This is a genomic window from uncultured Methylobacterium sp., assembly GCF_964244095.1.
GTDB lineage: Bacteria > Pseudomonadota > Alphaproteobacteria > Rhizobiales > Beijerinckiaceae > Methylobacterium.
In genome coordinates this window covers 1-15,661 of sequence record NZ_CAXTHR010000043.1, presented here as the reverse complement: position 1 = coordinate 15,661, position 15,661 = coordinate 1, and the positions used below count along the sequence as shown (strand labels likewise).

Below are 15,661 nucleotides of genomic sequence, written 5' to 3'. Positions count from 1 at the left end.
ATCAGGCCCCGGCGTACCGCGCCTCCAGATGCGCCAAGAACGCCTCCGTGCCGAGCGGAGCGCCGGTGGCCTGCGCCATGAGGGCGTCGGTGCCGACGAGGCTGCCCTTGGCGTGGACGTGCGCGCGCAGCCAGCCGCGTAAGCGCGAGAAATCGCCCGCGGCGACGCCGGCCAGGATGCCGGGCTCGGCCGCCTGCGCGCTCCGGAACATCTGCGCCGCGGCCATCGCGCCCAGGGTGTAGGTCGGGAAGTAGCCCCAGGCGCCGCCCGGCCAGTGGATGTCCTGCAGGCAGCCGAGGCGGTCGTCGGGCACCGTGAGGCCGAGGAGGTCGCGCATCCCGTCGTCGAAGGCCCCCGGCAGGTCGGCCACCGCGAGGTCGCTGGCGATCATCGCCGATTCGAGATCGTAGCGGAGCAGGATGTGGGCCGGGTAGGTCGCCTCGTCGGCATCGACCCGGATGAAGCCGGGCTCGACCCGCGTATGCGCGCGGTGCAGGTTCTCCGCCGTCCAGGCCGCGCCTTCGCGCCCGAACGCTTCTCGGACGAGCGGCGCCAGGAACTCGAAGAACGCCCGCGTTCGGCAGGCCTGCATCTCGACGATGAGCGACTGGCTCTCGTGCAGGCTCATGCCGCGGGCCTTGCCGACCGGCTGGTGGCGCCACGCCGCCGGGCGGCCCTGCTCGTAGAGGGCATGGCCGGTCTCGTGCAGCACGCCCATCAGCGCGCGGCCGAAATCGGCCTCGTCGTAGCGGGTGGTGATCCGCACGTCGTCGGTTGCGCCGCCGCAGAACGGGTGCAGGCTGACGTCGAGCCGCCCGCGCGTGAAATCGAAGCCGAGCGCCCGCATCAACGCCAGGCCGACGCGGCGCTGGCCCTCCACCGGGAACGGCCCGTGGAGGGGCAGCGGTGCGGGCTCCCGCGCTTGGCGCGCGCGGGCCCGCGCGACGAGGCCCGGCAGGCGGGCGCGGAGTTGCGCGAACAGCGGGTCGATGGTCGCCCGGCGCATGCCGGGATCGTAGGCGTCGAGCAGGGCGTCGTAGGGGCCGAGCCCCAGAGCCGCGCCCTTGACCGCCCCGATCTCGCGCTGGAGCCGCAGCACCTCGGACAGATGCGGCAGGAGCTTGCCGAAATCCGCCTCGGCGCGGGCCTCGCGCCAGACCATCTCCGCCTTCGAGGCCGCGCGCGAACTCGCCTCGACGAGGTCGCCCGGCACCGCCGCCGCGTGGGCGTGGAGGCGGCGCATCTCCGCGAGGTTCGCCCGCTGCCAGTGATCGAGGTCGCCGGCCGACTGCTCCGCCGCGGCGAGCGCATCCGCGGTCTCGGCCGAGGTCAGGAGTTCGTGCGCGAGGCCGCGCAGCACCGCGAGCTGGTCCGCGCGGCCGTCGGCCGCGCCGTCCGGCATCAGGGTCTGGCAGTCCCAGCCGAGGATGCCGGCGGCGTCACTTACCGCGTCGAGGCGGGCGAAGCGGCGTTCGAGGACGGAATAGGGCGGCATCGGCTCTCCCGCGGGCATCGCCCGCCCTGTCTCGGGCCAAATCTCTCGGGCCAATCTCTCGGGCAGATCTGTCCCGGTCCTGCGCGCGGCGGACTCAACCGGCCGCGCGAGCCGCGAAGGCGTGGGCCGCCGCCCGGATCACCGCGCCCGCCCGCACCGCGCCGGCGCGATCCACGTCGAGATGCGTCGTCGCGCGGATCTGGTGGGTGCCGATGGCGCGCACCCGCACCCCTTGCGCGAGGCAGGCGGCGGCGAAGTCGGCGGCCCGCACGCCGAGCCCGTCCACGGAGAAGCACAGGATGTTCGATTGCCCCGCCGTCGGGTCGAAGCGCAGGCCCGGCGCGTCGGCGATCGCCGCGTGGATCAGGCGGATATGCGCGTTGTCGGTGCCGAGCTGCCCGACATGGTGGTCCAGCGCGTAGAGGCCGGCCGCCGCGATCACGCCCGATTGACGCATGGCGCCGCCGAGGCGGTACTTCCAGCGCCACGCCTCCACGACGAAATCGCCGCTGCCGCACAGCACCGCGCCGACGGGGCAGCCGAGACCCTTGCTGAGGTCGAGCCAGACGCTGTCGAAGCCCTCCGCGTAAGCCTTGGCCGAGATGCCGGTGGCGGCGACCGCGTTGAGCAGGCGCGCGCCGTCGACATGCGCCTTCATCCCGTGCGCGTGGGCGATGTCGCGGATCGCGCGCATGTCGGCGAGATCCCAGACCGAGCCGCCGGAGAAGCTCGTGGTCTGCTCGATCGAGACGAGCGCGCTGCGCGGCGCGGTGCGCGCCGGCGGGCGGATCGCGGCGGCGAAGGCCTCGGGGGAGAAGATCCCGGCCGGCGTCGGGAGCGCCCTCACCGAGACGCCGCCGATCGCCGCCGAGCCCGCGGCCTCGGTGTTGTAGATGTGCGACTGATCGTCGACCACGATCTCGTCGCCGGGCCTGGTCTGCACCAGGATCGAGACGAGGTTGCACATCGTGCCGGACGGCATGAACACCCCGGCCTCCTGCCCGAGGAGCGCCGCGACGCGCTCGCACAGTGCCCGCGTCGTCGGGTCGGAATCGGACTGCTCGTCGCCGACCTCGGCCTCGGCCATCGCCGCGCGCATGCCGGGCGTCGGGCGCGTCTGGGTGTCGCTGTAGAGATCGATCGTCACGGGCGGGCTTGTCTCTCGGCTCGGGTTCGGCCCCATACTGCCACGGGCGCGCGGGATCGCGAAGGCGGCGCGCCTTCCCAGGCACGCATCCCGGATACATCTGAGGATGACGGCCCGGACGGGCCGCATCGGGAGGGTCGTGCAGGTGGCGGTTGGAACGGCTCCGCAGCAGGGAGCGCGCGTCGCGGGACGAAACGGTGCGGGGCTGGCGCGGCGGCTTGCCGAGGCGTTGCAGGGCGAGGTCCGCTTCGACGCCTTCACCCGCGGGCGGTACGCGACCGACGCTTCGATCTACCAGATCATGCCGGCGGGCGTGGTGCTGCCGCGCAGCGCCGCCGACATCGCCGCGGCCCTGACGATCGCCGCCGAGCACGGCGTGCCGGTGATCCTGCGCGGCGGCGGCACCTCGCAGAACGGCCAGCCGATCGGCTCAGGGCTGGTGGTCGATTGCTCGCGCCACTTCAACGGTATCCGCCGCTACGACCCCGAGGCGGGCATCGTCACCGTCGAGCCGGGGCTGGTGCTGGAGCGGCTGAACGCCCGCGTGAAGGCCGACGGCTGGTTCTTCCCCGTCGAGCCCTCCACCGCGACCCGCTGCACCATCGGCGGCATGGCCGGCAACAATTCCTGCGGCGCCCGCTCGCTGCGCTTCGGCAAGATGAGCGACAACGTGCTCAGCATCGAGGCGCTGTTCCACGACGCCGAGCCGTTCGGCTTCGGGCTAACCGGCAACGACGCGAGCGGCGTCGTCGGATCGGCGCGTGCCGAGGACCTCGCCCGGCGGATGGTGGCGCTGGCGGAGTCCGAGCGCGCGGAGATCCTGGACAAGTACCCGAAGGTGCAGCGCCGCGTCGGCGGCTACAACCTCGATGCGCTGATCGCGCCGCGGCCGAACCTCGCCCACCTGCTGGTCGGCTCGGAGGGGACCCTGGCGGCCACCACCTCGGTGACGCTCAAGCTCTCGCGGCTGCCCGCGCACCGGGTGATGGGCGTGTGCCACTTCCCCTCGTTCCGCGCCGCGATGGAGACGACGCGCCACATCGTCGACCTCGATCCGGTGGCGGTCGAACTCGTCGACAACAACGTGCTGGTGCTCGGCGCCGACATCCCGCTGTTCCGCACCACGCTCGCCGACATCACGCGCGGCCGGCCGAACTGCCTGCTGCTCGCCGAGTTCGCGGGCGAAGACCTGGCGGGCCTCAGGCGCGACCTGAAGCGCCTCGATGCCTGCATGGGCGACCATGGTTTCCCGGGCGCGGTGGTCGAGGTGGTCGAGCCGGCGCGGCAGAGGTCGGTCTGGGAGGTGCGCGAGGCCTGCCTCAACATCATGATGTCGATGAAGGGCGACGCCAAGCCGGTCTCGTTCATCGAGGATTGCGCGGTGCCGCTGGAGCACCTGGCCGACTATACCGATGCCGTCACCGAGGTCTTCACCAAGCACGGCACGCGGGGCACGTGGTACGCCCACGCCTCCGTCGGCTGCCTGCACGTCCGCCCGATCCTGAACATGAAGGACGGCGGCGACGTCGCGAAGATGCGCGCCATCGCCGAGGAGACCTCGGAGCTGGTCCGCCGCTACAAGGGCTCCTATTCCGGCGAGCACGGCGACGGCATCTCGCGCTCCGAATACGTCGCGCCGCTGTTCGGGCCGCGGCTCGCCCGCGCCTTCGAGGCGGTGAAGGACGCGTTCGACCCGGACAACCGCCTCAACCCCGGCAAGATCGTCCGGCCGCTGGCGATGGACGACCGCGCGCTGATGCGCTTCGCGCCCGGTTACGCGGTGACCGAGCCGCGCGAGACGGCGCTGGACTGGCCGGAGGCCGGCGGCTTCGGCGGCGCGGTCGAGATGTGCAACAACAACGGCACCTGCCGGAAGCTCGCCGGCGGGGCGATGTGCCCGTCCTACCGCGCCACCGGCGAGGAGCAGCACCTCACCCGCGGGCGCGCGAACTCCCTGCGGCTCGCGATCTCGGGCCAGCTCGGCGCGGACGCGTTCACGAGCCCTGAGATGAAGCGGACGATGGACCTCTGCGTCTCGTGCAAGGCGTGCCGGCGCGAGTGCCCGACCGGGGTCGACATGGCCCGGATGAAGGTCGAGTTCCTGCACCACTACCACGCCCGCCACGGTCTGCCGCTGAAGGACCGCCTGATCGGGCTGATGCCGCACTACGCCGGCCTCGCGGCCAAGCTCGCGCCGCTCCTGAACCTGCGCGACCGGGTGCCGGCGCTGGCCCGCCTCTCCGAGCGGGTGACCGGCCTTTCGGCCCGGCGCACGCTGCCGCGCTGGCGCCGCCCCTGGCGCGAGACGGGCGAGCCCGCCCACCCGCAGGACGTGGCGGGCTCCTTCCGCGACGTGATCCTGTTCGGCGACACCTTCAACCGCGCCTTCGAGCGCGAGAACCTGGAGGCCGCCGAGCGCGTGCTGACCGCCGCCGGCTACCGGCTGCACCGGGTGCTTCCGGCAAGCGGCAACCGCCCGCTCTGCTGCGGCCGCACCTGGCTCGCCTCCGGCCAGACCGACCGGGCGCGGGCGGAGGCGCGGCGGACGCTCGCCGCGCTCCTGCCCTTCGCGAAGGCCGGCGCCCGGATCGTCGGCCTGGAGCCCTCCTGCCTGTTCACCTTCCGCGACGAGTTCGCGGCGCTCCTGCCGGGCGCGGACACGGCCCTGCTCGCCCGGCAGAGCGTGCTGTTCGAGGAGCTGCTCGCTACCGACCTCGCGGCCGGCCGCATCGCGCTCGACCTCGCCGACCAGGGCGGCCGCGTCGCGCACCTGCACGGCCATTGCCACCAGAAGGCGTTCGGGGCGATGGGCGCGGTCGAGAGCGTGCTCCGCGCGGTGCCGGGGCTCGACGTGCGCCCGATCGAGTCGAGCTGCTGCGGCATGGCCGGCGCCTTCGGCTACGGGCCTCAGACCATCGACGTGTCGCTGGCGATGGCCGAGCTGTCGCTGTTCCCGGCCCTGCGCGAGGCCGGGCCGGACGACCTCGTCGTCGCCGACGGCACGAGCTGCCGCCACCAGATCCACGACGGGCTCGGGATCGACGCGCAACACGTCGCCCGTGTTCTCGATCGCGCCAGGGCCGTCGCTTGAGAGCGACGGCCCTCGGTTCCTGCTCGGCCTCGGTCGCCGGTGCCCGCCTCCGCGGGCTCGGGCTTTCGCTCCGCTCGACGCTCCGTCGATCGCGCCCCGGCGCCTCGACACTGATTTCCGGCGCGCCTAAACGTAGGTCCGCTGTCCGACGCGCCCGTGATTGCATCGAAAACACATGAGCAAGATCGATCCCGGCCTCGGCATCAACCGGCGTTACCTGCACGACGAGGTGGCGGACCGGATGCGGGCACTGATCCAATCCGGCGAGATGCCGCCGAAGGCCCGCATCAACGAGGGCGAGCTCACCGAGCGCTTCGGCATCTCGCGCACGCCCTTGCGCGAGGCGATCAAGATCCTGGCCACCGAAGGCCACCTCGAACTGCTGCCCAACCGCGGCGCGCGGGTGGCCAGCCTCTCGCAGGTCGAGATCGACGAGATGATGGAGGTCATCGCCGGGCTGGAGGCGACCGCGGCCGACCTCGCCTGCAGCAGGATCTCCGACGGCGAGGTCGCCGCGATCCAGGCGGACCACGACGCGATGGTGGCGCTGTGGAAGGCCTCCGACCAGGTCGGCTATTTCCGGCTCAACCGTCAGATCCACGAGGCGATCATGGCGGCGAGCGGCAATGCCACCCTGGCGGGGATCTATCGCAGCCTGTCCGGCCGGATCCAGCGCTCGCGCTACGCCGCGCACCAGACGCCCGAGCAATGGGCGCAGGCGATCGCCGAGCACGAGCGGATGGTGGCGTTCCTGCGTGCCCGCGACGGCGCCGCGCTCCCGCCGCTGATGCGCGAGCACATCCGCGGCAGGAAGCCGGTGATCGCGGCCACTTTCGGCGAGGCCGACCCGTCCGGCGAGGCCGAGGCGTAGGGTTCAGCCTACGCCCGTCGTCGCGAGCCCGAGACGAGGCAACCGGCGTCCCGTGGAGCGTGCCGCCGAGCGGAGCTCGGCCGGCCTTGGGCTCAGGCGGCGTCGCTGAGCGAGCGCAGGCCCGCCACGAGGTCCGAGAAGCGGTCGCCCTGCACGACGACGTGCGCGCGCAGGCGCTCGGCCGCCGCCACGTCCTCCCCGCCGACGATTGCGGCCACGATGCCCGCGTGCTCGGCCAGCGATTGCGCGAGCCGATGCCGCGTGCGCAGTTGCAGCCGGCGATAGGGCGCGAGCCGGCGGCTCAGCAGCCGCGCCTGCTCCGCCAGGAACGCGTTGCGGCAGGCCCGATAGATCACCGCGTGGAAGACGTGGTTCTCCGCGTAATAGCCCTCGGTGTCGCCGGCCGAGGCCACCGCCTCGCAGGCCGCGAGCCCCGCCTCCAGGGCCGCCCGGTCCTCCGGCGTCAGGCGGCGGGCGGCGAACCGGCCGCAGGCCGCCTCCAGCTCCGCCATCGTCTCGAACATCGCCAGGAGATGCTGCGGCTCCGGCGCGCTGACGATCGTGCCCTTGCGCGTCCGGGTCTCCACGAGCCCGGTCACCGCGAGCTGCAGCAGCGCCTCGCGGATCGGCGTCCGCGACACGCCGAACCGCTCCGCGAGCTGGCCCTCGTCGAGGCGTGCGCCGACCGCGAGGCGGCCCGCCACGATCTCGTCCTCGATGGTCTGCCGCAGGCGCTGTGCCCGGCTCATCGCTCCACGCCTCCCGCGCATCGACCTTCGTCGTCGTATAGTATGCGAGGGCGTTGACAAAATATACAAGGCAGTCTTCTGTCTATATCGAGTAAGGCACAAAATATATTGTGCAACGCAAAAACATCGTCGACGAATTGTGCGACGCGGGAGAAACGCCATGATGCCGACTCGACGCAGCCTGCTTGCCACGGGGCTCGCAACGGGGCTCGCAGCCCCCGCCCTCCTGCGCTTCGGCCTCGGCGCCGCGCAGGCCGCCACCGTCCTGAAGCTCTCGCACCAGTTCCCCGGCGGCACCATCGACGAGGGCGATTTTCGCGACCGGATGTGCCGCAAGTTCGCGCTGGCCGTCGGCGAGCGGTCGAAGGGCGCGCTGGAGGTGCAGGTCTATCCCGGCTCCTCGCTGATGAAGACGAACGCCCAGTTCGGCGCGATGCGCAAGGGCGCGCTCGACATGTCGCTCTATCCGAGCCCCTATGCCGGCGGCGAGGTGCCGGAGACCAATATCGGCCTGATGCCGGGCCTCGTGACCTCCTACGCGCAAGGGGTCGCCTGGAAGAATGCGCCGGTCGGCCGGAAGCTCGCCGAGATCCTCGACGCCAAGGGCATCGTCCTCGTCTCCTGGGTCTGGCAGGCGGGCGGCGTCGCGAGCCGCGAGCGCCCGCTCTACGCGCCCGGCGACGCCAAGGGCCTCAAGGTCCGCGGCGGCTCGCGCGAGATGGACCTGATGATGAAGCAGGCGGGCGCGGCCACGCTGTCGATCCCGTCGAGCGAATCCTACGCCGCGATGCAGACCGGCGCGTGCGATGCGGTCATCACCTCGTCGACCAGCCTGATCTCGTTCCGGCTGGAGGAGCTGTCCAAGGCGCTCACATCCGGTCGCGAGCGTTCGTACTGGTTCATGCTCGAGCCGATCATGATGTCGAAGTCGATCTTCTCGGGCCTGCCGAAGGACCACCAGGACCTGATCATGACGGTGGGCGCCGAGCTCGAATCGTTCGGGCAGGCCGGCGCCAAGGCCGACGACACGCACGTCGAGCAGGTCTTCGCCAAGGCCGGCGCGAAGGTGCAGAACCTCGACGAGCAGACCATGGCCGCGTGGCGCGACATCGCCCGCGAGACCGCGTGGAAGGACTATGCCGGCAAGAGCGCGACCTGCGCCGAGCTTCTCAAGCTCGCGGAGCAGGTCGCGTGAGCCACGCCTTCGATGCGGCCTCGGCGACGGCCGAGGCCCGCGCGGTCGCCGAGCCGCGGATCCCCGGCGTGCTCGGCCATGTCGACCGGGCGATGAAGGGCGTGAACGGGCTCATCATGATCCTCGGCGGGCTGGCGCTGGTCGGTGCCTGCCTCGTGCTGAGCTACAGCGTGCTGATCCGCTACGTCCTGCACGAGCCGACCGACTGGCAGGACGAGATGGCGGTGTTCCTGATCGTCGGCGCGACCTTCTTCTCGGCCGCAGCCGTCCAGGCCAAGCGCGGCCACGTGGCGATCGAGGCGCTGACCGGCTTCCTGTCGCCGCGCGTCAACCGCGCGCGGCTGCTGATGGCCGACGTGATCAGCTTCGTGTTCGTCGCCTTCTTCGCCTGGAAGAGCTGGACGCTGTTCCACGAGGCTTGGATCGACGGGCAGGTGTCGCAATCGACCTGGGGGCCGCCGCTGGCGATCCCCTACGCGCTGATGGCCTTCGGCATGAGCCTGCTCGGCCTCCAGTTCGCAGTGCAGATCGTCCAGGCGCTCGCCTACGGCCCGGACTCGGCCGGCTGGGTCGCACCGAAGATCGGCCTCGGTGCCGATCTCAACGCCGACGGGAAGGGCCGTCCCGCGCTGACCCCGCGGGGGACCGACCCGATGGGCGGCACCGTGCCCGACACCGCGAGGCCCGCACGATGAGCACCGCCGCGATCGGCTTCCTCTATGCCGGGGCGACGCTGTCGGCGATGCTCGCCGGCATCCCCATCGCCTTCGCGCTCGGCTTCGTGGCGCTGGCGTTCATGTTCGCCTTCATGCCGGCGGCCTCCCTCGATACGGTCTCGCAGAACGTCTACGAGGAGATGGCATCGATCACCCTGCTCTCGATCCCGCTGTTCATCCTCAAGGGCGCGGCGATCGGCCGGTCCAAGGCGGGCCAGGACCTGTACTCGGCGATGCACGCCTGGATGCACCGCATCCCCGGGGGCCTCGGCATCGCCAACGTCTTCGCCTGCGCGCTGTTTGCCGCCATGGCGGGATCGAGCCCCGCCACCTGCTCGGCGATCGGCTCGGCCGGCATCCCGGAGATGCGCAAGCGCGGCTACTCGCCGGGGTTTGCCGCCGGGATCATCGCGGCCGGCGGCACGCTCGGCATCCTGCTGCCGCCGTCGATCACCATGATCCTCTACGCGGTCGCCGCCGAGCAGTCCCTCGGGCGCCTGTTCCTCGCCGGCATCGGGCCCGGCCTGCTGCTCGTCGGGCTGTTTGCCGCCTGGGCGGTGCTCCGCTTCCGCGCCGAGTACGCGAGCGCCAGGGCGGCCTACGAGCGCGACGGCACGACCTCGCCGATCCTGGCCGAGGACACCTACAGCATGCGCCAGCGCTTCGAGACGCTGCCCCGCGTGCTGCCGTTCGTGGTGCTGCTCACCGGCGTGATGGTGGCGCTCTACGGCGGCTACGCCACCCCGTCCGAGACGGCGGGGCTCGGCGGCCTGCTGGCGCTCGGGCTGATCGCGGTGATCTACGGGGTCTGGCGCCCGAAGGACGTCAGCCCGATCCTCACGGCGACGCTGCGCGAATCGACCATGCTGATGCTGATCATCGGCATGTCGCTGCTCTACGCCTACGTGATGAGCTACCTGCACATCTCGCAATCGGCCGCGGCCGCGATCGTCGCGATGCAGCTCTCGAAGTGGGTGCTGCTGGTGACGATCCTCGGCCTCGTGATCGGGCTCGGGTTCTTCCTGCCGCCGGTCTCGATCATCCTGATGACCGCGCCGATCATCCTGCCGCCGCTGAAGGCCGCGGGCTTCGACCTCGTCTGGTTCGGCGTGGTGATGACCATCACCATGGAGATGGGCCTGATCCACCCGCCGGTGGGCCTCAACATCTTCGTCATCAAGAACATCGCCCCCGACATCCCGCTCCGCGACATCATCTGGGGCACGCTGCCCTTCGTGGTCCTGATGGCGGTGGCGATCCTGATCCTCTGCCTCGTGCCGGGCATCGCGCTGTGGCTGCCGGACCTGCTGCTGCCGTCGACGCGCTGAGAACGACGCCACCAGACCCTCCCCCGCAGAGGGGGAGGGAAACCGGAGCCGTTCCGGGCGATCGAAGAACAGGCGGTCGGGCCGATCCAGGCGCTACCGCCCCTGCCAATCCGGCGCGCGCTTGCCCAGGAACGCCTCCATCCCCTCGCGGAAGTCGCGGCTCATGTAGCAACTCAGGATCAGGTCGTCGCCCGGCTGCGGCTGTCCGTCCGCGACCTCTGCGGCCTCGGCGAGACGGCGCAGGCCCTCCTTGGTCGCCTGCAGGGTGAGCGGGGCGTGGCCGGCGACGAGGGCCGCCAGCGCGCTCGCCCTGTCGGCGAGGGCCGACGCATCCGCGACCACCTCGCCGACGAGGCCGATCGCCAGCGCCTCCTCCGCGCCGACGAGGCGGGCGGTGAAGATCATGTCCTTCACCCGCGCCGGGCCGATCAGGTCGGACAGGCGCTTGAGGTTGCCCTGGCTCAGGCAGTTGCCGAGCGTGCGCGCGATCGGGAAGCCGAAGCGCGCGTCCCGCGTCGCGACGCGCAGGTCGCAGGCGGCTGCGATCGCCGCTCCGCCGCCGGTGCAGGCGCCGGCGATCGCCGCGATGGTCGGCACCCGCAGGCGCTCCAGGGTGCCGAGCACCCGGTCCATGAAGCGTTCGTAGCCGAGCGCGTCCGCCGCCGTCGCGAAGCCGCGAAACTGGGCGATGTCGGTGCCGGCCGCGAACGCCTTCTCGCCGGCGCCGGCGATGACGAGCGCCTTCACCGAGGCGTCCGCCTGTATCCGCAGGCACTGCGTCACCAGCCCCTCGTACATCGCGAAGGTCAGCGCGTTGCGGGCGTGGGGCCGGTTGAGGACGATGCGGGCGATCCCGCCGTCCTGCGAGACCAGCAGTTCGTCGGTGGATGCGGACGGTTGGGAAGTCATCGGATCAGTCCTTGGACAATAAGTCGTTCCGACCCATCCCCCTCATCCTAGAGCGCACTCCGACGAAGTGGATGCCGGTTCGTCGCGAAAGTGTGCGTTAAGACAAGGACCTAGAGCCGTGACCCGACCCAACGTGGTCGGGCACGGCTCTAAGGTGCCGCGTCAGCGGCCTCGAAGGAGCCCTCCGGAAGCCGCCGTGATCCCTGGAGGGCTCCGAGGCCTGCGCTGCGCTCCGGCACCTCAGGATGAGGGGGATGGTTGGGATGAAAAGACCTGTCGGCGAGCCTGTCACGCCACCGTCTCGCCCACGACACCCGCCGCGATCAGCCCGTCGATCGCCGCGTCGTCGTAGCGGGCCTCGCGCAGGATGGCGCGCGAATGCTCGCCCAGCAGCGGCGCCGGGCCGTGGACGCGTCCGGGCGTCGCGGAGAACTTCACCGGCAGGCCGAGCGTCGCCATCCGGCCGGCGCGGGGGTGATCGACCGCGACCACCATCTCGCGGGCGATCGTGTGCGGGTCGCGGTGCATCTCGGCGACGTCGAGCACCGGCCCGGCCGGCACGCCGCCCGCCTCCAGCCGGGCGAGCCACGTCCCGGAATCCGCCGACCGGAAGAACGGGGCGAGGGCCGCGGCCAGCGCGCTCCGGTGCTCCATCCGCCCGGCGTTGAGGGCAAAGCGCGGGTCGGCGGCCAGCGCGTCGGCGCCGAGCACGTCGAGCAGCCGCAGCCAGTTGGTCTGGTTGGCCGCGCCGACGGTGATCCAGCCGTCTTCCGTCTCGAACGCCTCGTAGGGCGCGTTCAGCGGATGGGCCGAGCCCATCGGGCCGGGCGCGAGCCCGGTCGCCATCGCGATCGCCGACTGCCAGTAGGTCAGCGTGATGCCGGCCTCGAACAGCGAGGTGTCGACCGCCTGCCCTTCTCCTGTCTTGAGCCGGTGGGTGTAGGCCGCGAGCACCCCCATCGCCGCGAGGATGCCGGCGGTGATGTCGGTCACCGGCGGGCCGCACTTCATCGGCGGCTCGCCCGGCCCCGCGCCGGTGACGCTCATCAGCCCGCTCATGCCCTGGGCGACGAGATCGAAGCCGGCGCGCGCCGCATAGGGTCCCGAGCGGCCGAAGCCGGAGAGCGAGCAGTAGACCAGCGCCGGGTAGCGTTCGCGCAGATGTTCGTAGCCGAGGCCGAGGCGTTCCATCGTGCCGCCGCGGTAGTTCTCGATCAGCACGTCGGCATCCGCCAGGAGGCGATGCAGGACCGCCTTGCCGTCCGCGCTCTTGAGATCGAGACTGAGCCCGCGCTTGCCGCGGTTCATCATCATGTAGGCGGCGCTCTCGCCCGCGATCGACGGCGGCACCGAGCGGCGGGTGTCGTCGCCGCCGGGCATCTTCTCGACCTTGATCACCTCGGCGCCCATGTCGCCGAGCATCAGGCCGCAGACCGGGCCCGCCATGATGTGGGCGAGTTCGATGACGCGCACGCCCGCGAGCGGTCCGTTCCGGCGCGTCGCCACCATCGGCGCGTCCCCTCTCAGCGCGCCGGCGCCGCCGCCACCGGCGGCAGCGGACCGGCCTCGGCCGGCTCCGCGAACGGGCGCTCGGGATGCATGGTGAAGGCGGTCGCGGCTCCCAGCAGGCACAGGCCGATCGAGCCGGCGAACGGCAGCGTCCAGTCGCCGGTCGCATCGACGATCAGGCCGAACACGATCGGCGAGACGATCGCGGCGACCGCCGAGCCGGTGTTCATCAGCCCGCTCGCGGTGCCGGCGAACTTCGGCGCGATGTCCATCGGCACCGACCAGATCGGGCCGATCACCAGTTCGGCGAAGAAGAAGCCCGACGAGAGCAGCAGCGCCACCGCGGTCAGGTCACGCGTGAAGAACACGCCCGTGAGGCTCGCCGCCGCGCCGAGGAAGCCGACCACGATGATCGAGAGGCGCGCGAGCTTGAGGTTGCCGGTCTTCTCGAAGATGCGGTCGGACAGCACGCCGCCGAGCGTGTCGCCGACGACGCCGGCGAAGAACACGCCCGAAGCGAACAGCGCCGAGTTCTTCAGGTCGAGGCCGTAGCTCTGCTTGAAGAAGCTCGGCAGCCAGCCGAGGAACAGCCACAGGGTCCAGCCGTAGCAGAAATAGGTGATCGTCACCGGCAGGATGCGCCGGGTCAGCGCCCCCCACGGCACCGACTGCTTGGCGCCGACCTCGCGCGGGGGCGGCAGCAGGTCCAGTTCGGCCTGGGTGATCGATCGGTGGTCGGATGGGTCGTCGCGGAAGTAGAGATACCAGATCACGACCCAGACGAAGCTGATCGCGCCGAGGATGACGAAGCTCGACCGCCAGCCGAAGTGGTAGATCAGGAAGGCGACGATCGGCGGCGCGACGGCGTTGCCGAGCCGCGCGAAGGCGTGGGTGATCCCTTGCGCGAAGCCGCGCCGGCCCGGCGCCGTCCAGTTCTGCATCGCGCGCGTGGCGGTCGGGAAGGTCGCACCCTCGCCGAAGCCGAGCAGCACGCGGGCGAGGAACAGGCTGACGATGCCGCCGACGAAGCCGGTGAGGATCGTCGCCGACGCCCAGATCAGGCCGCAGACGAGCAGCGTGCGCCGCGCGCCGAACCTGTCGCCGACCGAGCCGCCGATCACCTGGAAGATCGCGTAAGGATAGGCGAAGGCCGAGAGGATCAGGCCGAACTGCGTGTTCGACATGCCGAGATCCGCGATGATCACGGCGCCCGCAGTGGCGATGTTCACGCGGTCGAGATAGGTGATGAAGTACATCAGGCAAAGCAGGAACAGCACGCTGTTCGTGGCGCTCAGGCGCTTGATCATGGCCTCGATCCTCCGGCGGCTCTTGTCCCGCGGCCGCCTTGTGGCGGTCCGCGCCGTCAGCCGGCCGCGCGGCCGGATGCGGCTGTTTGCATCGCGTCTCCAGTATGCTTGGCCCGGGTCGAAGCGCAACCGCTCGCCCCATGATCGGGGATTCGGCGCCATCCGCATTGACCGGGGCGGAACGCGGCGGCACGGCCACGGTTGACCCCGCGATGCGGGCGGAGGAGAGCGGACCTATGCGCGGATGGACGATGGCGGCCCTGGCGTCGGTGCTGCTCGCGGCCGCGCCCGGCGCGGCGCGGGCCGGCTGCACCCGCAGCGTGGTCAACCGGACGCCCTATCTCGTGACCGTCAGCCAGGATGGCGGGCCGGCGATGACGGTCCGGCCGCAGCATTCCCGCGCGATCCGCTACGAGGCGCGCGGCAGCGTCGCGGTGTCGGTGTTCTGCCCGACCGGCGCCGGTTTGCCCGCGGACGTCGCGGGCAGGCCCGTCTTCGCGGCGCGCTACGCGGCGGTGGCGGTGCAGGACCGCTGCTACGTCGATATCGACGGCGGCGGGACGCAGCCGGTGGCCCTCAACAACCCGCGGCCGGGCGACATCGTGGTGGCGCCCTACGGCGTGTCCTGCCCGCTGCCGCCGCGCGGGAACGCCGTCTCCGCCCGTTACTGACCGCTCGGCCGTCGCCGACCGCCCGGTCCCGGAACGCGGAACGCGGGCTCGACGCCCCCGTTCCGACGTCGATCGCCCTGGTCGTCAGACCGCGGCGGGGCGCAGGCCGCCGGTCGCGGTCTGCGTGATCGCCGGATCGAGGACCTTGCCGCGCGGGCCGACCCAGGTGCCGACCCACTTGCGCTGCCACAGCATCAGGCATCCGAGCACCACCGCCGCGAACACCGCGTAGACGATGAAGCCGGTGGCGAAGGCGCCGGTATACTGCTTGGAGAAGCCCATCACGTTCGGCAGGATCGCGCCGCCGAGCGCCCCGATCTCGCCGATCATCGAGCCCGACACCGCGGTGTTGGTGGGGTAACGCAGCGGCACGAGCTGGAACAGCGCGCCGTTGCCGGCGCCGAGCGCCGCGAAGCAGAGCATGAACAGGATCGTGGTGGCGGCAAGCGAGGGCGTCGTGGTCAGCGCCAGGAAGGCGCCGATGGACGCGAGCAGCACGACCGAGAGCACCGCGATGCCACCAATGCGGTCGGCGAAGTAGCCGCCGACGATGCGGATGCCCGAGCCCATGAACGCCGCGAGCATGGTCAGCCGCCCGGCCTCGACCTTCGTCACGGAGAACTGCTCGTAGAAGAAGGTCGGCAGGAAGTTCGACAGGCCGATGAAGCCGCCG

At 71.5% G+C, this 15,661-nt stretch carries 12 protein-coding genes and 1 pseudogene; 6 read left to right on the top strand and 7 right to left on the bottom strand.

Features of this window, described 5'->3' with window-relative positions; translation table 11 throughout:
• Position 1: 1 nt before the first annotated feature.
• Both ACFE86_RS09245 and ACFE86_RS09240 read right to left on the bottom strand, forming a co-directional pair.
• Entirely contained in the window at positions 2–1,495 is a 1,494-nt protein-coding gene (locus ACFE86_RS09245; RefSeq protein WP_375455036.1) for a carboxypeptidase M32, read from the bottom strand.
• Between the two features lie 94 nt (positions 1,496–1,589).
• Entirely contained in the window at positions 1,590–2,678 is a 1,089-nt protein-coding gene (locus ACFE86_RS09240; RefSeq protein ID WP_375455035.1) for a threonine aldolase family protein, read from the bottom strand.
• 70 nt (positions 2,679–2,748) lie between these two features.
• Here ACFE86_RS09240 and ACFE86_RS09235 point away from each other — a divergent pair, with 70 nt between their 5' ends.
• A complete protein-coding gene (locus tag ACFE86_RS09235; protein WP_375455034.1) occupies positions 2,749–5,733 on the top strand; it encodes an FAD-binding and (Fe-S)-binding domain-containing protein in 2,985 nt (994 codons plus the stop codon).
• Positions 5,734–5,908: 175 nt separating this feature from the next.
• Positions 5,909–6,604, top strand: coding sequence for a GntR family transcriptional regulator (locus ACFE86_RS09230; protein WP_375455033.1), 696 nt, complete (start codon positions 5,909–5,911; stop codon positions 6,602–6,604).
• Positions 6,605–6,696: 92 nt separating this feature from the next.
• Here the strand turns inward: ACFE86_RS09230 and ACFE86_RS09225 are convergent, their stop codons facing one another.
• On the bottom strand, positions 6,697–7,353 hold the full coding sequence (locus ACFE86_RS09225; protein ID WP_375455032.1) for a GntR family transcriptional regulator: 657 nt from the start codon (positions 7,351–7,353) through the stop codon (positions 6,697–6,699).
• A gap of 160 nt (positions 7,354–7,513) precedes the next feature.
• Between ACFE86_RS09225 and dctP the strand changes: the two genes are divergently transcribed.
• Genes dctP through ACFE86_RS09210 form a run of 3 tightly spaced genes read left to right on the top strand, consistent with a single transcriptional unit; the run spans position 7,514 to position 10,592 of the window.
• Positions 7,514–8,548 (top strand): TRAP transporter substrate-binding protein DctP, encoded by a 1,035-nt coding sequence (dctP, locus tag ACFE86_RS09220; RefSeq protein ID WP_375455031.1) that lies wholly within the window; start codon positions 7,514–7,516, stop codon positions 8,546–8,548.
• Positions 8,545–9,243, top strand: a complete 699-nt coding sequence (locus ACFE86_RS09215; protein WP_375455030.1) for a TRAP transporter small permease — start codon at positions 8,545–8,547, stop codon at positions 9,241–9,243. The genes dctP and ACFE86_RS09215 overlap by 4 nt, the downstream gene beginning before the upstream one ends.
• On the top strand, positions 9,240–10,592 hold the full coding sequence (locus ACFE86_RS09210; protein ID WP_375455029.1) for a TRAP transporter large permease: 1,353 nt from the start codon (positions 9,240–9,242) through the stop codon (positions 10,590–10,592). Before ACFE86_RS09215 ends, ACFE86_RS09210 begins: the two co-directional genes overlap by 4 nt.
• Before the next feature lie 93 nt (positions 10,593–10,685).
• On the opposite strand, the gene ACFE86_RS09205 is transcribed toward ACFE86_RS09210, so the two are convergent.
• The 3 genes from ACFE86_RS09205 to ACFE86_RS09195 form a co-directional block, all read right to left on the bottom strand.
• Positions 10,686–11,501: an enoyl-CoA hydratase/isomerase family protein gene (locus tag ACFE86_RS09205; protein WP_375455028.1), complete on the bottom strand. Its 816-nt coding sequence runs from the start codon at positions 11,499–11,501 to the stop codon at positions 10,686–10,688.
• A gap of 288 nt (positions 11,502–11,789) precedes the next feature.
• Positions 11,790–13,007 carry a CaiB/BaiF CoA transferase family protein gene (locus ACFE86_RS09200; protein ID WP_375455027.1) on the bottom strand — a complete coding sequence of 406 codons (1,218 nt, stop codon included), beginning with the start codon at positions 13,005–13,007 and terminating at the stop codon, positions 11,790–11,792.
• A 17-nt stretch (positions 13,008–13,024) separates the two neighbouring features.
• The gene (locus tag ACFE86_RS09195; RefSeq protein WP_375455026.1) at positions 13,025–14,317 is read right to left on the bottom strand and encodes an MFS transporter; all 1,293 of its coding nucleotides are present in this window, start codon (positions 14,315–14,317) and stop codon (positions 13,025–13,027) included.
• Between the two features lie 251 nt (positions 14,318–14,568).
• Between ACFE86_RS09195 and ACFE86_RS09190 the strand changes: the two genes are divergently transcribed.
• Positions 14,569–14,988 carry a hypothetical protein gene (locus ACFE86_RS09190; RefSeq protein ID WP_375455025.1) on the top strand — a complete coding sequence of 140 codons (420 nt, stop codon included), beginning with the start codon at positions 14,569–14,571 and terminating at the stop codon, positions 14,986–14,988.
• An 84-nt stretch (positions 14,989–15,072) separates the two neighbouring features.
• Here ACFE86_RS09190 and ACFE86_RS09185 read toward each other — a convergent pair.
• Positions 15,073–15,661, bottom strand: a pseudogene (locus ACFE86_RS09185) (MFS transporter); the annotation flags it as partial.